Source organism: Pseudomonas sp. (assembly GCF_048265905.1).
GTDB lineage: Bacteria > Pseudomonadota > Gammaproteobacteria > Pseudomonadales > Pseudomonadaceae > Aquipseudomonas.
This window is the reverse complement of sequence record NZ_JBLXAP010000001.1, coordinates 452,997-472,034: the sequence shown is the minus strand read 5'-3', so window position 1 is coordinate 472,034 and position 19,038 is coordinate 452,997. Positions and strand designations below refer to the sequence as shown.

Sequence of the window (19,038 nt, the reverse complement as noted above, 5' to 3'; positions counted from 1 at the left end):
GATGTCGCACCAATCTGAATTGATCAGCGAGGACATTCTCGCTTACCTGGCGCAGCATGAGCGCAAGGAACTGCTGCGGTTTCTGACCTGTGGCAACGTCGATGACGGCAAGAGCACCCTGATCGGGCGTCTGCTGCATGACTCGAAGATGATCTACGAAGATCACCTCGAAGCCATCACTCGCGACTCGAAAAAAAGCGGCACCACTGGCGAGGAAGTCGATCTGGCTCTGCTGGTTGATGGTCTGCAGGCCGAGCGCGAGCAAGGTATTACCATTGATGTGGCGTACCGTTACTTTTCGACTGCCAAGCGCAAGTTTATCATCGCCGACACCCCGGGCCATGAGCAGTACACCCGGAACATGGCGACGGGTGCATCGACCTGTGATTTGGCAATCATCCTGATTGACGCACGTTATGGTGTGCAGACGCAGACCAAACGCCACAGTTTTATTACCTCTCTGCTGGGCATCAAGCACATCGTTGTCGCCATCAACAAGATGGATTTGAAAGACTTCGATCAAGGCGTATTCGAGCAGATCAAGGCTGACTATTTGAAGTTTGCTGAAGGTATTGCACTGAAACCGACATCGCTGCACTTCGTGCCAATGTCGGCGTTGAAGGGCGATAACGTTGTCAGCAAGAGTGAGCGCTCGCCGTGGTACGACGGACAACCACTGATGGAGATTCTTGAGACTGTTGAAATTTCAGGTGATCGCAACTTCAATGACCTGCGTTTTCCGGTGCAATACGTAAACCGTCCGAACCTGAATTTCCGTGGTTTTGCTGGCACCTTGGCCAGCGGCATCGTGCATAAAGGCGATGATGTGATTGTCTTGCCGTCGGGTAAAGGCAGCCGCGTTAAGTCGATCGTGACCTATGAAGGCGAGCTGGAGCAGGCCGGTCCTGGTCAGGCGATTACGCTGACTCTTGAAGATGAAATCGACGTTTCGCGTGGCGACATGCTGGTTCACGCCGATAGCCGTCCGCTAGTGACTGACAGCTTTGATGCAATGCTGGTGTGGATGGCTGATGAGCCGATGCTGCCGGGCAAGAAATACGACATAAAGCGCGCCACCAGCTATGTGCCGGGCTCGATTGCCAGCATTGCTCACCGGGTAGATGTTAATACCCTGGAAGAGGGTGCCGCGAGTAGCCTGCAGCTCAATGAGATCGGCAAGGTGCGTATCGCACTGGATTCCCCTATTGCGTTGGATGGCTATGCGCACAACCGCACCACGGGGGCGTTTATCGTGATTGATCGCCTGACCAATGGCACTGTTGGCGCAGGCATGATCATCGCTGAGGCTGTTGGTTCGCAGGGTGGCGTTGGCCATCACGGCAAGCTGGCGCATGTATCGGTAGAAGAGCGTGCGGCAAGACTCGGTCAGCAACCGGCCACTGTGCTGTTCAGTGGCTTGTCTGGTGCCGGCAAAAGCACCTTGGCTTACGCGGTTGAACGCAAACTGTTCGACATGGGCCGTGGTGTCTATGTCCTTGATGGCCAGAACTTGCGCCATGACCTCAACAAGGGATTGTCACAGGATCGTTCAGGGCGCACTGAGAATTGGCGTCGAGCTGCGCATGTCGCACGGCAGTTCAATGAGGCTGGTCTGCTGACTCTGGCGGCTTTTGTAGCGCCGGATGCAGAAGGACGTGAACAGGCCAGAACACTGATTGGAGCAGAGCGCTTGATCACGGTTTATGTTCAGGCTTCGCCACAGGCTTGCCGTGAGCGTGATCCGCAGGGGCTGTATGCGGCTAATGGCGATAACATCCCGGGTGAATCATTCCCTTACGATGTACCGCTTGATGCCGACGTAGTAATCGACACCCAGACTGTGTCGGTTGATGACGGCGTTAAAATGGTTCTGGCGGCATTGCGTGAGCGTGGTGCAATCTAACGAGTGAGCTATTTGCTTGCAGATGCATGAGCCATAAAAAAACCCGCTTAATGCGGGTTTTTTTATGGCTACGGAGCGAATGCATTCGCGTTAGCGTTTGCTCTTCAAACCGTAGTTTTCGTCGAGCATACCCGGAATATTAGCCATTTTAGGCGCGTAATCCTTAGGTGTTTCGTGATCGCGCGGCGGCGTCAGGCGCTCACGTTTGTCACGTTTATCGCTACCTTCATCGGCGTGCAGTGCGGCTAACAACCGTTGCCGAGTCAACTCGTCGAGTGCCAGATTGTTGGTGCCTTCGGTGAGGTGTTCTTGGACGTCTTGATAGCTTTGAGTTAATTTTTTAACCAGATTTGCAGTGGTGTTGAAGTGCGTGACGACATCACTCTGATAGTTGTCAAAACGTTCCTGCAGGTCATCAAGCTGACGTTGAGTTCGGCCAGGAACTGCGTTGGGCGCCAAGCGCGCAACCAGAAATCCAATTGCGATACCTGCAACTAGGGCTATGGCTGGTATCAGCCAGGCTGTTAGCGTCTGTTCCACGAGTCCTTCCTCTCTAAACGGCTTTGCTTTACGTTAGCGGTTGGAGCCTGCGCTGTATAGCGTAATGCGAGCCGGTATGTTTTTGGCGCAGGCTGACAGCCTAGACGAATCGACCCTGCGATGGGTCACGGAGTTCACTCTTGCTCACCCGTGAAACTGCTTTATTTATCCCAGGCCCGAGTGGCCAGCTTGAAGCCCTTTCTCTTGAAGTGCCCGATGCGCGCGGCGTCGCGCTGATATGTCACCCAAATCCGGTGCAGGGCGGCACGATGCTCAACAAAGTTGTGTCGACCTTGCAACGCACTGCGCGTGACTCAGGTTTGCATACTTTACGCTTTAACTATCGTGGTGTGGGCAATAGTGCTGGCACTCATGACATGGGCACAGGCGAAGTCGATGACGCCGAAGCTGTTGCTCAGTCACTGCGCCAACAATACCCGAATTTGCCGCTGACCTTGATGGGCTTTTCCTTTGGCGGATTTGTTGCTGCAACGCTGGCTGCTCGACTGGAGGCGCAAGACGTTGAAGTGCAACATTTATTCATGATCGCTCCAGCAGTGATGCGCCTCGACGACACACTGCTCGCGCAGCGCTGCACGATGACCGTAATTCAGCCTGAGGCTGATGAAGTGGTTGATCCGCAACTGGTTTATGACTGGTCAAGCGCGCTAGACCGTCCACATGAGTTGCTGACCGTGGCAGAATGTGGGCACTTTTTTCATGGCAAACTGACCGATCTTAAAGATTTGTTATTGCCGCGCCTCTAATTAGCAAGCGAACGCCCATGACCACTCGTATTCTTACCGGCATCACCACCACCGGCACGCCGCACCTTGGTAACTATGCAGGGGCTATCCGCCCGGCAATTGTTGCAAGCCGCGACGCTAACGTGGACTCGTTTTATTTTTTGGCCGACTACCATGCGCTGATCAAATGTGATGATCCGCTGCGCATTCAGCGTTCACGACTGGAAATCGCTGCAACCTGGTTGGCCTGTGGCCTCGATGTCGATAAAGCAACTTTTTATCGTCAGTCTGATATCCCGGAGATTCCAGAGCTGTGCTGGCTGCTGACGTGTGTGGCGGGCAAGGGCTTGCTTAACCGCGCCCATGCCTACAAAGCATCTGTGGATAAAAACATCGAGCTTGGTGAGGATCCGGATGCGGGCGTAACCATGGGCTTGTTCAGCTATCCGATATTGATGGCGGCGGACATTTTGATGTTCAACGCGCATAAAGTACCAGTGGGCCGCGATCAGATTCAGCATGTCGAGATGGCGCGTGATATTGCCCAGCGTTTCAATCATTTGTTTGGCAAAGGTGAAGAGCTTTTCACTCTGCCAGAGGCGGTGATTGAGGGCGATGTGGCGACTTTGCCGGGTCTTGATGGGCGCAAAATGTCGAAAAGCTACGACAACACTATTCCGTTGTTCAGTGGCGCCAAACAGATGAAAGAGGCGGTGGCGCGTATCGTTACCGACTCGAAATTGCCGGGCGAAGCCAAAGATCCAGATAGCTCGCACCTGTTCACGCTTTATCAAGCCTTCGCCACGCCTGAGCAGCAAGCGCAGTTCCGTGCTGAACTGATTGATGGCTTGGGTTGGGGAGAGGCCAAGCAGCGCCTTAATGACCTGCTTAATACGGAGCTGGGTGAGGCCCGCGAAAAATACCATGCATTGATTGAACGTCCAGCTGACCTTGAAGACATTCTTCTGGCTGGCGCGGCAAAGGCGCGCAAGACCGCCACACCGTTTCTGATTCAACTGCGTGAAGCGGTCGGTCTGCGCTCGTTCCGTTCGGCGGCGGCGAGCACTGAGTCGTCGAAGAAAAAAGCCAGCAAAAGTGCGCGCTTTGTCAGCTTTCGTGAAGATGACGGCAGCTTTCGCTTCCGCTTGCTCGATGCAAGTGGCGAACAATTGCTGCTCTCGAAGTCATTTGCGGACGGCAAGTCGGCAGGCATGGTTAACAAGCGCCTGCAGTCGGGTGAACCGCTGGATATTCGTGACGATGGCCACGGCTTTGCCGTTTGGGTTGATGGCGAGTGTGTGGCAACCAGCCCTGAATTTGCTGATGCACAAGCGCAAAATGCCGCAGTTGAGCGTTTGCGAGAGGCGTTGGCGCCTGAGTTGGTGTAACAACTCGCTGCTCAGCACGGATAGCTGATTGATTATCTGCGGGGCAGGGCCTAAAGTACCTGCCCCGTTTTTGTTGCTCAGCTAACGAATATGACTCCGCTAGAACGCTATCAAGCCGATCTCAAACGTCCAGACTTCTTCCATGATGCGGCGCAGGAAGTGGCTGTGCGTCATTTACAGCGTCTGTATGACGATTTGGTTGCCGACGGGCAAAACAGCAAGCCTGGTTTGTTCGGCAAACTGTTCGCCAAGAAAACCCAAGCCCCCGTCAAAGGTTTGTACTTTTGGGGTGGTGTCGGGCGTGGTAAGACTTACTTAGTCGATACCTTCTTCGATGCCTTACCGTTCGAGCAAAAGGTGCGCACTCACTTTCACCGCTTCATGAAGCGTGTGCACGAAGAGATGCGTGGCCTTAAGGGTGAGAAAAACCCACTGACTATCATCGGTAAGAAATTTGCTGATGAGGCGCGGGTTATCTGCTTCGACGAATTCTTCGTTTCGGATATTACCGATGCGATGATTCTGGCAACGCTGCTTGAAGAGCTGTTCAAAAACGGCGTGTCTCTGGTTGCTACCTCGAATATTGTGCCTGATGGCTTGTACAAGGACGGCTTGCAGCGTGCGCGCTTCTTACCGGCCATTGCTTTGCTTAAAGAGCACACCGACATCGTTAACGTCGACAGCGGTGTGGATTATCGTTTGCGCGCCCTTGAGCAAGCAGAGCTGTTTCATTGGCCGCTGGGTGCCGAGGCCGAAGCCAGCTTGCACACCAGCTTCAAAAGCTTGTCGCCAGATTGCACGCATGCCGTTGAGAACGAGTCGATTAGCATCGAGAATCGTCAAATCACCGCGGTGCGAGTTTGCGAAGACGTGGCGTGGTTTGAGTTCCGTGAACTCTGTGACGGCCCACGTAGCCAGAATGACTACATTGAACTGGGTAAAGTGTTTCACGCGGTGCTGCTGGCGAATGTCGAGCAGATGGGGGTTGCCACTGACGATATGGCGCGCCGTTTCATCAATTTGGTTGATGAGTTCTACGACCGTAACGTCAAGCTGATCATCTCTGCAGAGGTTGAGCTGAAGGACCTCTATACGGGCGGTCGTCTGACATTTGAGTTCCAGCGTACCTTGAGCCGCTTGCTGGAAATGCAGTCGCACGAGTTCTTGTCGCGGCCACATAAGCCTTGACCCGCTAGCAAATCAGGCTGCCATGAGCAGCCTTTTTTGTGCCTGTTGTTTTGGTGGGGTGAGCCTTGGTGGACAAGCTTCGCGTTGTCGTCCCCTACGGTCTATTCACTCACCAATAGCCTATTTGGAAACCTAGCTGGTGAGTCTAAGCCCGGCATACAGAGCCTTAGTTACCTGCTACACGCTTCTTGAAGGTTGCCAATAGCGTTTTCGCGTGGGCAATTTCCAGTGACTCCATGGCGCTTATCGGGGTGATTGCCACTGCTTGCTGCAGGTGCTTCAAGGCTTTGCTGTCTTCCTCGTCGCCATATACGTAGGTAAGCGCGTTAGCATATTCATAATGACCTATTGGCAGGTCATTCCTGATCGCAAAGGAGCGCTTGAAGTAGGTTTCCATTTTTTCTGTACTGACGCCATAAGTAAGACCGCCAACCATTGAGCCAACCTTACGAATAACCCCGGCTTGATAACCTCCATACAAAGCCAGCGCATAAGGTTGCAGTGGGTCTTTACTGAGAATGGCGTCTAACTCGTCAGGAATCTGCGAGCTATAACCACGTTTTAGTGTAACGGGGATCGACAGCTCTTCACCGAGCCGGGCTTTAGCGTAAATTCGGCCGAACTGAGCAACCACGTCGAGCTTTGCCAGGTCACCGGCTTTGTCGGTTAAGTCGATTACTTGTTCAAGTAGCCGGTGTTTCTCATCTTGATCCGTTTCGAGAAACATGGCGTAGATCACTTGCGAGAACATTGCGGGTATCTGTCCGCCGAAACCGAGGGCCATGCCTTGCTGTTTGGCTTGGGCAAAGTCACCGCGAAACATGCTGCGCCAAGCATCCTGAAGCTTTTCTGCGTACTCACTGGCGAGCGCCTCGGGAGTACCTTGGGTCAACGTATCGGTTGTGGGTATGGATAATATTTGCGGGTGCTGCGTGACCATGCTCAGTACCCATTGCTCATCAGGAAATGGATAGCTATTACCAAAGCCGCGCGTTAGCTGTGGCCACGCCTTGCGTAGTTTGTCGCCGGAATAGTCGAAAGCTGATTGATCGTATGGGAAGGTTTTCCAGTCATCTTGTGCATTGGCAGAGAAGCTGAGAAAGCCGAGAGAGACGGACAGAGCAAAAAGCAGGCTGCGCATTGGGGCGTCCTATTGTTATTTTGGGGCCCTTGCAAGGGTTGCCCCGATCATAGGACGCTGTGTTTTAACGACTACCCATCCAATGGCTTGCGCTGGGAATGATCACTTTCTTAGATGGGGCCGTTTTTGTGTTGAAACTGGCGACGGTACAGGTTGGGTGACAAGTCTGTGTGCTGGCGAAACAAGCGCGCAAAAAAACTGGCGTCGTCATAACCAACTTCGTAGCTAATAGTCTTGATGCTCTTGCGGGTGGCGCTGAGTAGGCTTTTGGCTGTTTCGATGCGTAACCTTTGCAGGTAATGCAATGGTTTATCACCGGTTGCACTTTGGAAGCGACGCATGAAGTTGCGAATGCTCATGCCATGCTCGCGGGCGACGTCTTCAAAGCGGAACTTGTCGGCGTAGTGTTCTTCAAGCCATTGTTGAATTTGCAGGATGGTCAGGTCGTGATGCAGCTTCTGACCACCAAAACCAATGCGCCCCGGGGTGTAGTTGCGTTGCACTTCAAATAGGATGTCGCGTGCCACACCTTGGGCAACACTGGCGCCGCAGAACTGCTCGATCATGTAAATGAACAGGTCGCAGGCTGATGTGACACCGCCTGCGCAGTACAGATTGTCGGCATCAGACAAATGCTTGTCCTGATTTAGGAGCACTTTGGGGAAGCGCTCACTGAACTCTTCAAAGAAGCGCCAATAGGTGGTTGCCTCCTTGCCATCAAGCAGTCCGGCCTGGGCCATCCAGAAAACGCCAGTGGCTTCCCCGCAAATAGCGCTGCCCGCCGCGTGACACTCCTGAAGCCAGTTGAGTACGTTGGGATGGCGATGGCGTAGGGCGTCAAAATCATCCCAAAATGCAGGCAGGATGATTACATCCGCCGGCTTGAGGCCGCTGTCGACGGGGATAATCACGTCACTAAAACTGCGTACAGGAAGGCCGTCGGGACTGACTAAGTGGATCTCAATAGTTGGGGTCAGGCCCAAGCCTTGCTGCTTGCCGTGGCGCAGGCTGGCCATGTGGAAGAAGTCTTTGGCTTGCAGCACGGTTGAGGCGAACACACCGGTGGTGGCCAAAATGCACACGCGCTTGAGCGGAGTGGGGTGTTGAGTCGTCATGGTTTATTTATTCTTATTTAATACGGCGTTTAGCTAGGGCAGTGCAGGGCAGGTTTGCTTGGTCACTGGCCAATGTGTTTCTGGGCGTCATCATTGTCACTTGCTGGCGCTGCATTAGGGGCGATTTGGTCAAGTAACGGCTTGATCGTCTTATTTTTTGGCGCTTGTGTCCAGTGTGACTATTGGGGCTACTGTCCTAAAGTCTCACCACGCTCAATACAATGACCAATCAGGTGCAAGCATGATTCCAAGAACAATATACAGCTCTGACCACGAACTTTTTCGCGACAGCGTGCGCAAGTTTTTTGAGCAGGAAGCGGTGCCTTTTCATGCGCAGTGGGAAAAGGACGGCCATATCGATCGGGCGCTGTGGAACAAGGCGGGTGAGGCTGGAATGCTTTGTTCGCACATTCCAGAGGAGTACGGCGGTATCGGTGCGGATTTTCTGTATAGCGCTGTAGTGATTGAGGAAGTAGGGGCGCTGGGATTGACTGGAGTTGGCTTTTCACTGCACTCGGATATTGTTGCGCCTTACATTCTGCATTACGGCTCAGAAGCGCTAAAGCAAAAGTATCTGCCGAAGATGGTCACTGGTGAAATTGTCACGGCCATCGCCATGACTGAACCGGGTGCGGGCTCGGATTTGCAGGGCGTAAAAACCACTGCAGTGCTCGATGGTGATGAGTACGTTATCAATGGTTCAAAGACCTTTATCACTAACGGCTTTCTCGCTGACCTGGTGGTTGTCGTAGCTAAAACCGATCCGGCGGCTGGCGCTAAAGGCACCAGCTTGTTCCTGGTTGAGGCGAATACGCCGGGTTTCGCGAAAGGTAAACGCTTGGAAAAAGTCGGAATGAAGGCTCAGGACACTTCTGAACTATTTTTCCAGGATGTCCGCGTGCCGAAAGAAAACCTTTTGGGTCAAGCGGGGATGGGGTTTGCTTATCTGATGCAGGAGCTGCCGCAGGAGCGTCTTACTGTCGGAATTGGTGCGCTGGCATCAGCTCAGGCCGCGTTGCAGTGGACGCTTGAGTACACGCGTGAGCGCAAGGCGTTCGGCAAAGCTGTCGCTGACTTTCAGAATACCCGTTTTAAATTGGCTGAAATGGCCACCGAGATTCAGATCGGCAAAGTATTTGTTGATCGCTGTCTTGAGCTGCATTTGCAGGGCAAACTCGATGTACCAACGGCGGCAATGCTCAAATATTGGGGTACGGATTTGCAGTGCAAAGTGCTCGATGAGTGCGTGCAACTGCATGGTGGCTATGGCTATATGTGGGAATATCCAGTTGCGCGGGCATGGGCAGATGCTCGGGTGCAGCGGATTTATGCTGGCACCAATGAAATCATGAAAGAGATTATTGCGCGCTCGCTTTAAACATGGCGCTGTAATAGAAAAAATCCCGGCTCTTGCCGGGATTTTTATTGGGCTGGATTAAAGCGGAGACCTACGGCGCGGGGTTGGGTTGCGATTTGTGAATGGCGTCGATTTCTGTAAGTACTTCGCTAGATAGCGTGATTTCGCTGCTTTTAAGGTTGCTTTCCAGTTGTTCTATCGATGTTGCACCGATGATGTTGCTGGTGACAAAAGCCCGAGAGGTGACAAATGCCAGCGCCATTTGCGCAGGGTCGAGATTGTGTTCCTGGGCCAAGGCAACATAGCGCGCACAGGCAGACTCGGATTCAGAGCTGCTGTAGCGAGCGAAACGGCTGAACAGGCTCAGGCGTGCACCTTCGGGGCGTGCCCCGTTGGCGTATTTGCCTGAGAGCATGCCAAATGCCAGTGGCGAGTAAGCCAGTAAGCCGCACTGTTCGCGAATTGCAATTTCAGCAAGGCCTACTTCAAAGCTACGGTTGAGTAAGTTATACGGGTTTTGGATCGACACACTGCGCGGCCAGCCGCGATTTTCAGCCAACTCGAGAAACTTCATGGTGCCCCATGGTGTTTCATTGGATAGGCCAATGTGGCGGATCTTGCCTGCTTTGACCTGTTCGTCGAGCGCTTCGAGCACCTCTTCCAGTGGCGTGAAGTCGGTGTCTTGATGCTTGTAGTCGAGTTGGCCGAAGAAATTGGTCGGGCGCTCAGGCCAATGCAACTGATAGAGGTCGATCCAGTCGGTTTGCAGACGTTTAAGGCTTGCGTCCACTGCCGCGGTGATGTGCTCGCGGTTGTGTTTGAGCTTGCCGTCACGAATATAGTCGATGCCATTGCCGGGTCCGCTGATCTTGCTGGCCAGGACCCAGTCTGCGCGATCGCCGGTTTTGGCAAAGTATTCACCGATGATCTGCTCAGTCTTGCTGTAGGTTTCCGCTCGCGGCGGCACGGGGTACATTTCAGCGGTGTCGATAAAGTTGACGCCGTAAGCCTTGGCTCGCTCAATCTGCGCGAAGCCCTCGTCGCGGGTGTTCTGCTCGCCCCACGTCATGGTTCCTAGGCATATGGCGCTAACTGAGATGTCTGTTTTGCCTAGTTTGCGAAAATCCATTACTTCGTCCTCTGGAAAAAGAGTTATACAATCAGGTTGCTAATTTTTTCGCAATCTGCATAATTGCGCAGCTCTTTCTGCAGTGGAAGTGATGCGCCGTCTGCCGAAGAAATCTTGCCGTGTAACGGACGCGCTGACCCGAGCCCCCGATAGCGTCTGTCTCCGGCTGCCTTTGACCTTGTCAAAGTACGCACTATTCAGTAAGATCCGCCGTCTTATTTATCAGGGCGGCCCCTGAGGCTATAAAGAATGAAAACTTTTACTGCTAAACCAGAAACAGTTAAGCGCGACTGGTTTGTCGTCGACGCTGCTGGTCAGACCCTGGGTCGTCTGGCTACCGAAATCGCTACTCGTCTGCGTGGCAAGCACAAACCTGAGTACACTCCGCACGTTGATACTGGCGACTACATCGTCGTAATCAATGCTGAGCAGGTACGTGTTACCGGTGCCAAGACTACCGATAAAATGTATTACTCTCACTCCGGTTTCCCGGGTGGCATCAAGTCGATCAACTTCGAAAAGTTGATCGCCAAGGCGCCAGAACGCGTGATCGAGACCGCGGTTAAAGGCATGCTGCCGAAGAACCCGTTGGGTCGCGACATGTACCGTAAGCTGAAAGTCTATGCGGGCGCTGCTCACCCTCATACTGCTCAGCAGCCCCAAGAACTGAAGATTTAACGGAATAGTTCATTATGTCGGCGACTCAAAATTACGGCACTGGCCGTCGCAAAACTGCAACCGCACGCGTTTTCCTGCGTCCGGGTAACGGCAGTATCTCTATCAACAATCGCACTCTTGATACGTTCTTCGGTCGCGAAACTGCCCGCATGGTAGTTCGTCAGCCGCTGGAACTGACCGAGATGACCGAAAAGTTTGACATCTTCGTTACCGTCGTTGGCGGTGGTGTAAGTGGTCAAGCTGGCGCTATCCGCCACGGTATCACTCGTGCATTGATGGATTATGACGAAACTCTGCGTCCGGCTCTGCGTAAAGCAGGCTTCGTGACTCGTGATGCTCGTGAAGTTGAACGTAAGAAGGTTGGTCTGCGTAAAGCGCGTAAGCGTCCGCAGTACTCGAAGCGTTAATTCGCTACTTGCGTTCAAAAGCGCCCAGTTTCCTTTCGGAGCTGGGCGTTTTTTATGGGTGCTAAACTAGTCTGCGACATCGTGACGCATACATGGATTGCGCGCGTGCTAAGGTGTTTAGAGCTTTTGCTGGGGTAATTAACCTTGTCACAAAAGGGGCTTTTCTTTACCATTTGGCGAATTTTTTGCGCGACCAGAATTTTACTTAGTATAGGCCTGAATAACAGGCCACAAAGCTGATGGGAGACGACTGAATGAGCAATGACGGCGTGAATGCAGGCCGGCGTCGCTTCCTCGTAGCGGCCACCTCTGTGGTGGGTGCTGCAGGAGCGGTGGGTGCCGCGGTCCCGTTCGTGGGGTCATGGTTCCCAAGCGCTAAGGCCAAGGCTGCCGGTGCACCTGTGAAGGTGAACGTAAGCAAGGTCGAGCCGGGGCAGCAGATGATTGCTGAATGGCGGGGGCAGCCGGTGTTTATCGTGCGCCGCACTGAGGAAATTCTCGGTAACCTGACCAAACTCAATGACCGCGTGGCAGACCCTGAGTCGAAGGCCTCTGTACAGCCTGAGTATGTGGATCCGGTGACTCGTTCGATCAAGCCGGAAATACTGATCCTTGTTGGTATTTGCACGCACTTGGGTTGCTCGCCGACTTTCCGTCCAGAAGTTGCACCGGCAGATTTGGGACCAGATTGGTTGGGCGGCTATTTCTGCCCTTGCCATGGTTCGCACTATGACTTGGCGGGTCGCGTATACAAGTCGCAGCCTGCTCCGTTGAATCTGCCAGTGCCGCCATATTCATATGACTCGGATGACATTGTCACCGTTGGCGTGGATCAGGAGAAAGCTTGATGAGCAAGTTCATGGAATGGGTTGACGCCCGCTTTCCCGCCACAAAAATGTGGGAAGACCACCTCAGCAAGTACTACGCACCGAAGAACTTCAATTTCTTCTACTTTTTTGGCTCGTTGGCCCTGTTGGTTCTGGTAAACCAGATACTGACGGGTGTTTGGCTGACCATGAGCTACACGCCGTCAGCTGAAGAAGCGTTTGCTTCGGTCGAATACATCATGCGTGATGTCGACTATGGTTGGATCATCCGTCTGATGCACTCAACCGGTGCTTCGGCATTCTTTGTTGTAGTCTATCTGCATATGTTCCGCGGCCTGCTGTACGGCTCATATCAGAAGCCTCGTGAGCTGGTTTGGGTCTTCGGTATGCTGATTTATCTGGCACTGATGGCTGAAGCCTTCATGGGTTATCTGTTGCCGTGGGGTCAGATGTCATACTGGGGCGCCCAGGTAATTATCTCGCTGTTCGGCGCGATCCCGGTTATCGGTGACGACCTGACTCAGTGGATTCGTGGTGACTACCTGATTTCCGGGATCACTCTGAACCGCTTCTTCGCCTTGCATGTTGTGGCCCTACCGATTGTGATTCTCGGTCTGGTTGTCCTGCATATTCTGGCGTTGCATGAAGTCGGTTCTAACAACCCGGATGGCGTGGACATCAAGAAAAAGAAAGATGAAAACGGCATTCCTCTTGATGGCATCCCGTTCCATCCGTACTACACAGTGAAAGACATCGTGGGTGTCGTGGTGTTCCTGTTTGTCTTCTGCGCGATTATCTTCTTCTTCCCTGAAATGGGTGGCTACTTCCTTGAGAAGCCAAACTTTGAAGTGGCTAACGCATTCAAGACCCCAGAACACATTGCCCCGGTTTGGTACTTCACGCCGTTCTACGCAATTCTTCGGGCCGTTCCTGACAAGCTCCTGGGCGTAATCGCCATGGGTGCAGCCATCGCTGTGTTGTTCGTGTTGCCTTGGCTGGACCGTAGTCCTGTCAAATCGATGCGCTACAAAGGTTGGTTGAGTAAGATCTGGCTGCTGGTGTTCTGCATCTCGTTCGTCATCCTTGGTGTTCTGGGGGTGTTGGCGCCGAACCCAACGCGTACGTTGATCTCGCAGATTTGTACTTTCCTGTATTTCGCGTACTTCATTCTGATGCCGTTCTACACCAGGATGGAAAAAACCAAACCGGTTCCGGAAAGGGTGACTGGCTGATGAAAAAACTATTTGCTGCAATGATCATGGCGTTGCTGCCGGTATTCGCTTTCGCAAGTGCTGGGGGAGCTCTCCCGCACAAGATCGATGTCGATCTGACAGATAAAGCTGCTATGCAAGATGGTGCGCGAACCTTTGCAAACTATTGCATGGGTTGTCACGGCGCTAAGTTCCAGCGTTATGAGCGTGTTGCCGATGATATTGGTGTTCCGCACGAAGTCATGCTCGAAAACCTTGTTTTCACTGGCGGTAAGATCGGTGATCACATGCAGAGCAGCATGCGCTCTGAAGATGCCAAGGGCTGGTTCGGCGCTGCGCCGCCGGATCTGACTCTGGTTGCACGTGTGCGTGGTAATGATTGGTTGTACAGCTATCTGCTTAGCTTCTACGAAGACCCTAGTCGTCCAATGGGTGCAAACAACACCGTTTTCCATAATGTCGGCATGCCTAACGTTCTGGTTGGATTGCAGGGTCGTCAATACATGGGCTGCAAGCAGGTTCAGGTGGTCGAGGATGGTAAGAAGCAATACGATCCGTTGACCGGTACTCCGATTACCCATAAAGCTTGTGATCAACTGGTTGTCGAGCCTAAAACCGGTTCGCTGTCAGAAGAAGAGTTTGATGAGAAGGTCAGGAACCTGGTGACCTTCCTTGCTTACTCGGCAAATCCGGTAAAACTGGAAAGTCAGCGTATCGGCACCTACGTTCTGCTGTATCTTGCCTTCTTCTTTGTATTTGCTTACTTGTTGAAGCGTGAATACTGGAAGGACGTGCATTAATCTGCATTTGTCTGCTGTTGACCTGCGCGCCCTACTGGGCGCGCAGGTTTTTCTGCTTCATATAACTTTATAAGCGAGGAGGACCGCCATGGGCGTGACCAATCGGTTGGCCTGTTACTCCGACCCCGCCGACCACTATTCCCACCGCGTACGTATTGTGCTCGCCGAGAAGGGTGTCAGCGCCGAGATCATCACTGTCGAGCCGGGTCGTTACCCGCCGAAGCTGCTTGAGGTGAATCCTTACGCCAGCTTGCCGACTCTGGTTGATCGTGATTTGGCGTTGTATGAGTCGACTGTGGTAATGGAATACTTGGATGAGCGTTATCCGCACCCGCCACTGTTGCCGGTTTATCCGGTAGCTCGTGCCAACAGTCGTTTGTTGATTCATCGCATCCAGCGCGACTGGTGTGCCTTGGTTGACTTGATTCTTGATCCGCGCAGTAAAGAGCCAGCCCGCGTGCAAGCGCGCAAGGAGCTGCGTGAGAGCCTGACGGGTGTGTCTCCGTTGTTTGTCGACAAGCCTTACTTTCTCAGTGATGAGCTGAGCTTGGTAGACTGTTGCTTGTTGCCAATTCTATGGCGTCTGCCGGTGTTGGGTATTGAGTTGCAAAAACCTGCTAAACCGCTGCTCGAATATATGGAGCGGCAGTTCGCCCGTGAGGCCTTCCAGGCCAGCCTGTCCACGGTTGAGCGTGATATGCGTTAACGCGCGAGGAGAGACCTATGAACTCGAGTCGTCCCTATCTGGTTCGTGCTCTGTATGAGTGGATCGTTGATAACGACTGCACTCCACACTTGTTGGTGAATGCTGAGTATCCGGGCGTGCAAGTGCCGTCGGGTTTTGCCAGTGATGGGCAGATTGTGCTCAATGTGTCGCCCAGTGCAGTTCGTCACTTGCATATGGATAACGAGGCAGTGAGTTTTGAGGGGCGCTTTGGTGGTGTGGCGCATACGCTATACGTACCTGGGCCGTCGATTCTTGCTGTTTACGCAAGGGAAAACGGTCAGGGCATGGTCTTTGATTTGGAGGCGCCGGCGGCTGATGAAGAAGTAGTTGAGGGTCCTGAAGATCAGGGGCCGCCTGAGACTGATCCGCCACGTCCAAGTGGTAGACCAAGCTTGAAGGTTGTGAAATAGCGACCACGAAGCAAATAAAAAGGCGATCCGAAGATCGCCTTTTTTGTGCCCGTACGATACTAGTTGATGTACTGGAACAGCATGATGACTTTCTGTACACCTGACACGCCCTGTACCACTTGCGTGGCGCTCTGGGCTTCCTGACGCGTTACCAGACCGAGCAGGTAAACAATGCCGTTCTCGGTGATCACCTTGATGTTGGTGCTGGGTACGTTGCTGTTGGCGAGCATTTCAGTCTTGATTTGTGCGGTTAGCAACGAATCGTTACTGCGCGCGATCAGCGAAGTCGGCGGCAGAATTTGCAGCTCGTTATAAACCTTTTTCACGCCTTGAACGCTGTTGGCTGCTTTTTCGGCCGTTTGCTTGAGTTCTTCGCGCGGGGTTTGCCCGGCCAAAAGGACGATGCCGTTGTAGCTGCTGACAACGATATGCGAAGTCGGGCTGGTCAGGTCAGGGCTGGCTTTCTGTACTGCGCTACGTACGTCAGGATCGAGCAGCTTGTCGTCAATTGAGTTGCCGATGCTGCGGTTGCTGCAGCCGCTAACCAAAAGGGTAAGCGCCAATGCTGCAATAGTCAGTGGTGAACGGATCATTCTTCACTCCCAAATAGTAGGCTGTCGATAAGGTCGCACAAGCAGTGGATGGTCAGAAGGTGGACTTCCTGTATGCGTGCGGTGGATTGTGCCGGGACGCGGATTTCTACGTCCTCTGGCAATAATAGTGAGGCCATATTGCCTCCGTCGCGGCCAGTGAGTGCTACTACCGTCATTTCACGGTCATGCGCAGCCTGAATGGCCTGGATAACGTTGGCCGAGTTGCCGCTGGTGGAGATTGCCAAGAGCACGTCTCCAGGCTGGCCTAGCGCGCGTATTTGTTTGGAGAAAATCTCGTTATAGCTGTAATCATTGGCAATCGAGGTGATTGTCGAGCTATCGGTGGTCAATGCAATTGCTGGCAGGCTAGGCCGCTCTCGTTCAAAGCGATTGAGTAGCTCGGAAGAAAAGTGCTGAGCATCGCCAGCTGATCCGCCATTGCCGCATGAGAGGATTTTGCCCTCGTTCAGCAGGGCGTTAACCATCGCCATGCTGCCTTGCTCGATGAGTGGCGCAAGGACTTCCATTGCCTGCTGTTTAGTGTCAATGCTGGCTTGGAATAACTGGTGAATACGGGCTTGCATGTCCATCGAAGATGTCACCTTAAGTTTTGCGGGTGCAGAAATATAAATGGGTCAGGGTGCTGCCTTATTGTGACCATGAATGGTTAAGGGGTTCACGTATCAAACGCGTTTTTAATCCAATTCAATTGCAATTTGTCTTTGCTGTCTGCGCTTATGGCGACGACGTCAAAGCGGCAGGGGTATTGGTTCCAGCGTGATTCTTGCTGCAGAAAAGACATGGCCGCTTGCGTGAGTTTGTTGCGCTTGCGGGTGTCGACGCTTTCTGCTGCACCGCCCCAAGCTTTGTGGTGACGGTAGCGAACTTCGACAAATACTACTGTATCGGTGTCGAGCATGACCAGATCAAGCTCGCCACGCCTGCACCTCCAGTTTTTAGCGATGAGGCGCAGGCCGTGTCTTTCAAGGTGTTGACGCGCGATGGCCTCAGCAGCGTTGCCGCTGCTTTTGCTGCTGGTGCGATCAATCAAGCGGGGTGTCGGGCAGGCGCTGGATCTGGCCGCCAGTGAATTGTGCCCAGGGTAATTGGCGTTCAATTCGCTGGTCGGGGCCAAGGCTGAGGCTGCCGGTCAGGCCGTCAATGCGTGTGCTTGGCAGGGCTTTCAGTTGCTCCAGGCGCGGCGCGAGCGTGAAGGCGTCTGCACCCATTGCATAAAGGCGGCCAAGGCTGCCACCGGCTTGCGGCCATTGGCTGACCACGAGTTGGCGAGTTGGGTCTTCGGTGTTGAGCATCCAGGGCGTTTCGGAGAACTGGATGCCTTCCATGTCCAGATACTGGGCCTGGTTGTATACGCCGCTGTTGAGCGTTGATGTGGCGTAGACCGGCATATCACCTGCGTACTGGAATACCAGCGTAGGTTTGATTTGTTGGGCCTGCTGAGGTGTGGCTGCAAGGAACATGAAGTCAACATCCTGGCGGCGTGAAGGTTGTGCGGCGACTTCGGAGCCAAGCTTTTCCTCGATGCTCTGGCTGCGCGCTTCGCTTTGGCGAAGCTGCAGAAGCTTGCCAATTTGCTGGGCCAGTTCAACCGGTTGAGCAATGCTCTGTGCTGCAAGTAGCTCGCCGCCTTGGGCTTCCCAGCTCTGGCGGAACGCTGCTAAAACGCGATTGCCCCAGTCACCGCTCGGCGCAAGCGCGATTGCGCGGCGCATGCCGTCAGACCAGGCGCGGCGTGCTGCTTCGCGTGCCTCATCTTCAGCGGCCAAGCCAAACTGGAACAGTTGAGGTGGACTTTCTTGTTCGCTTTGGCTGTAGTTCAGGGCCAGGGTAGTGATGGGCAGTTGTTCGCGGCTGCTGAGTTGGGTTACCAGTTGTTTTTCCAGTGGTCCAACAACCAGCTGTACGCCGGCGCTTTGCGCCTGTTGGTAGAAACTGTCCATGGAGCTGATGCGCGAGCTGTCATAAACCTGTACGTCCGGTAGGGTTTCACCCGCTTGCTGGGCTTGATAGTACGCGGCCATGAAGCCGTCGCGTAAGGCTCGGCCCACGCTGGACAGCTTGCCTTCTTGGGGCAGGAGCAGGGCAATCTGGCCAATTGGCTCGCTCGACAGTTGCTTCAGGTCTTGCAGGGGCTTGGGTAATTGCACGGCTGCCGGGTGGGCTGGGTGAGTGGCGACCCAGTTATCAATTGCGGCTTGCTGCTGTTCTAGAGTTGCCGCGCTTTTCGACGCGCTGGCAAGTGCCAGCCAGCCCGTCAGGTCGGCATCGCCGGTGGTTTGCAGCTGGTCTGCAGGCAGGCGTGAGACCAGAGCCCAGATCGCTTCATGGTTGCTTGCGGCTGTTGCATCGCTAAGCAGGGGCGCGATGTAGATGCGCTCACGGGCTGCGGCAAGCAATTGGCCGTCTTGCTCAAGTGCTTTGGCGCGGGTCAGCTGGCTGCGGATCTGTTGCTCGACCGGAAGCTCGCCGAGACGCTCGAAGCTTGGATGGCTGAGCGCTTGCAGGGCGGCCTTGGGGTTTTTCCGTGCCAATGCCAACTCGGCAGAAAGGGTGCTGGCGAATATCTGTTGGGCTGGTTTGAGTGTTTCAAGCTGGACTTGTTCCAGAATGCTGCTGGAGCGGCCAATATCCTTTTGTTTGTATGCCAGGTCTGCTGCAGACAGGCGCAATAAATTGGCTTCTTCGGTCTGCGCATCTCCAGCCTGCTGGAGCAATTGCTCGATGCTGGCTTGAGGTGTGCGTGGTAGTTCACCGACAGAGTTTGATGAGCTGGCGCAGGCGGCAAGCAAGCCGACTAAGCAAAGGAGGAGAAGCGGACGCAGGCGGGCGATCATGTAAGCGTTCCTGATACTTGATC

The 19,038-nt window shown here is 53.7% G+C and carries 20 protein-coding genes; 12 read left to right on the top strand and 8 right to left on the bottom strand.

The annotated features are described in order from the left end of the window. Position 1 precedes the first annotated feature (1 nt). The gene (gene cysN, locus ACN0UH_RS02225) at positions 2 to 1,903 is read left to right on the top strand and encodes a sulfate adenylyltransferase subunit CysN (RefSeq protein ID WP_417660513.1); all 1,902 of its coding nucleotides are present in this window, start codon (positions 2 to 4) and stop codon (positions 1,901 to 1,903) included. A gap of 90 nt (positions 1,904 to 1,993) precedes the next feature. Here cysN and ACN0UH_RS02220 read toward each other — a convergent pair whose 3' ends face one another. Further along, on the bottom strand, positions 1,994 to 2,443 hold the full coding sequence (locus ACN0UH_RS02220) for a YhcB family protein (protein WP_087518084.1): 450 nt from the start codon (positions 2,441 to 2,443) through the stop codon (positions 1,994 to 1,996). A 140-nt stretch (positions 2,444 to 2,583) separates the two neighbouring features. Here ACN0UH_RS02220 and ACN0UH_RS02215 point away from each other — a divergent pair, with 140 nt between their 5' ends. The 3 genes from ACN0UH_RS02215 to zapE all read left to right on the top strand — a co-directional run bounded on the left by ACN0UH_RS02215 (position 2,584) and on the right by zapE (position 5,765). After that, positions 2,584 to 3,210, top strand: coding sequence for an alpha/beta hydrolase (locus ACN0UH_RS02215; protein ID WP_417660512.1), 627 nt, complete (start codon positions 2,584 to 2,586; stop codon positions 3,208 to 3,210). Positions 3,211 to 3,227: 17 nt separating this feature from the next. Beyond that, complete coding sequence (locus ACN0UH_RS02210; RefSeq protein WP_417660511.1) at positions 3,228 to 4,577, top strand: tryptophan--tRNA ligase; 1,350 nt, start codon at positions 3,228 to 3,230, stop codon at positions 4,575 to 4,577. Positions 4,578 to 4,667: 90 nt separating this feature from the next. Then, positions 4,668 to 5,765 (top strand): cell division protein ZapE, encoded by a 1,098-nt coding sequence (gene zapE / locus ACN0UH_RS02205; protein ID WP_417660510.1) that lies wholly within the window; start codon positions 4,668 to 4,670, stop codon positions 5,763 to 5,765. A gap of 166 nt (positions 5,766 to 5,931) precedes the next feature. On the opposite strand, the gene ACN0UH_RS02200 is transcribed toward zapE, so the two are convergent. After that, positions 5,932 to 6,906, bottom strand: a complete 975-nt coding sequence (locus tag ACN0UH_RS02200) for a hypothetical protein (protein WP_417660509.1) — start codon at positions 6,904 to 6,906, stop codon at positions 5,932 to 5,934. Between the two features lie 110 nt (positions 6,907 to 7,016). Then, positions 7,017 to 7,922 carry a GlxA family transcriptional regulator gene (locus ACN0UH_RS02195; protein WP_417660704.1) on the bottom strand — a complete coding sequence of 302 codons (906 nt, stop codon included), beginning with the start codon at positions 7,920 to 7,922 and terminating at the stop codon, positions 7,017 to 7,019. A 340-nt stretch (positions 7,923 to 8,262) separates the two neighbouring features. Between ACN0UH_RS02195 and ACN0UH_RS02190 the strand changes: the two genes are divergently transcribed. After that, positions 8,263 to 9,399 carry an acyl-CoA dehydrogenase family protein gene (locus ACN0UH_RS02190; RefSeq protein ID WP_417660508.1) on the top strand — a complete coding sequence of 379 codons (1,137 nt, stop codon included), beginning with the start codon at positions 8,263 to 8,265 and terminating at the stop codon, positions 9,397 to 9,399. Between the two features lie 70 nt (positions 9,400 to 9,469). On the opposite strand, the gene ACN0UH_RS02185 is transcribed toward ACN0UH_RS02190, so the two are convergent. Continuing rightward, complete coding sequence (locus ACN0UH_RS02185) at positions 9,470 to 10,507, bottom strand: NADP(H)-dependent aldo-keto reductase (protein ID WP_417660507.1); 1,038 nt, start codon at positions 10,505 to 10,507, stop codon at positions 9,470 to 9,472. A 249-nt stretch (positions 10,508 to 10,756) separates the two neighbouring features. Here ACN0UH_RS02185 and rplM point away from each other — a divergent pair, with 249 nt between their 5' ends. From rplM to ACN0UH_RS02150, 7 genes are all read left to right on the top strand, one after another. Further along, complete coding sequence (gene rplM / locus ACN0UH_RS02180; RefSeq protein ID WP_069897891.1) at positions 10,757 to 11,185, top strand: 50S ribosomal protein L13; 429 nt, start codon at positions 10,757 to 10,759, stop codon at positions 11,183 to 11,185. 14 nt (positions 11,186 to 11,199) lie between these two features. Next, the gene (gene rpsI, locus ACN0UH_RS02175) at positions 11,200 to 11,592 is read left to right on the top strand and encodes a 30S ribosomal protein S9 (RefSeq protein ID WP_417660506.1); all 393 of its coding nucleotides are present in this window, start codon (positions 11,200 to 11,202) and stop codon (positions 11,590 to 11,592) included. A 254-nt stretch (positions 11,593 to 11,846) separates the two neighbouring features. Then, positions 11,847 to 12,440: a ubiquinol-cytochrome c reductase iron-sulfur subunit gene (petA, locus tag ACN0UH_RS02170; RefSeq protein WP_339511363.1), complete on the top strand. Its 594-nt coding sequence runs from the start codon at positions 11,847 to 11,849 to the stop codon at positions 12,438 to 12,440. Beyond that, on the top strand, positions 12,440 to 13,651 hold the full coding sequence (locus ACN0UH_RS02165) for a cytochrome bc complex cytochrome b subunit (RefSeq protein WP_339511361.1): 1,212 nt from the start codon (positions 12,440 to 12,442) through the stop codon (positions 13,649 to 13,651). Before petA ends, ACN0UH_RS02165 begins: the two co-directional genes overlap by 1 nt. Then, positions 13,651 to 14,430 (top strand): cytochrome c1, encoded by a 780-nt coding sequence (locus ACN0UH_RS02160; RefSeq protein WP_417660505.1) that lies wholly within the window; start codon positions 13,651 to 13,653, stop codon positions 14,428 to 14,430. Before ACN0UH_RS02165 ends, ACN0UH_RS02160 begins: the two co-directional genes overlap by 1 nt. A gap of 88 nt (positions 14,431 to 14,518) precedes the next feature. Continuing rightward, the gene (locus ACN0UH_RS02155) at positions 14,519 to 15,136 is read left to right on the top strand and encodes a glutathione S-transferase N-terminal domain-containing protein (protein ID WP_417660504.1); all 618 of its coding nucleotides are present in this window, start codon (positions 14,519 to 14,521) and stop codon (positions 15,134 to 15,136) included. 17 nt (positions 15,137 to 15,153) lie between these two features. Then, positions 15,154 to 15,567: a ClpXP protease specificity-enhancing factor gene (locus tag ACN0UH_RS02150; RefSeq protein ID WP_417660503.1), complete on the top strand. Its 414-nt coding sequence runs from the start codon at positions 15,154 to 15,156 to the stop codon at positions 15,565 to 15,567. A gap of 59 nt (positions 15,568 to 15,626) precedes the next feature. Here the strand turns inward: ACN0UH_RS02150 and ACN0UH_RS02145 are convergent, their stop codons facing one another. The 4 genes from ACN0UH_RS02145 to ACN0UH_RS02130 all read right to left on the bottom strand — a co-directional run bounded on the left by ACN0UH_RS02145 (position 15,627) and on the right by ACN0UH_RS02130 (position 19,015). Further along, positions 15,627 to 16,160, bottom strand: coding sequence for a BON domain-containing protein (locus tag ACN0UH_RS02145; RefSeq protein WP_417660502.1), 534 nt, complete (start codon positions 16,158 to 16,160; stop codon positions 15,627 to 15,629). Then, positions 16,157 to 16,750 (bottom strand): phosphoheptose isomerase, encoded by a 594-nt coding sequence (locus tag ACN0UH_RS02140; RefSeq protein ID WP_087518069.1) that lies wholly within the window; start codon positions 16,748 to 16,750, stop codon positions 16,157 to 16,159. Before ACN0UH_RS02140 ends, ACN0UH_RS02145 begins: the two co-directional genes overlap by 4 nt. An 86-nt stretch (positions 16,751 to 16,836) precedes the next feature. Next, the gene (locus ACN0UH_RS02135) at positions 16,837 to 17,211 is read right to left on the bottom strand and encodes a YraN family protein (protein WP_417660501.1); all 375 of its coding nucleotides are present in this window, start codon (positions 17,209 to 17,211) and stop codon (positions 16,837 to 16,839) included. Beyond that, a complete protein-coding gene (locus ACN0UH_RS02130) occupies positions 17,204 to 19,015 on the bottom strand; it encodes a penicillin-binding protein activator (RefSeq protein WP_417660500.1) in 1,812 nt (603 codons plus the stop codon). The genes ACN0UH_RS02135 and ACN0UH_RS02130 overlap by 8 nt, the downstream gene beginning before the upstream one ends. Positions 19,016 to 19,038: the final 23 nt, after the last annotated feature.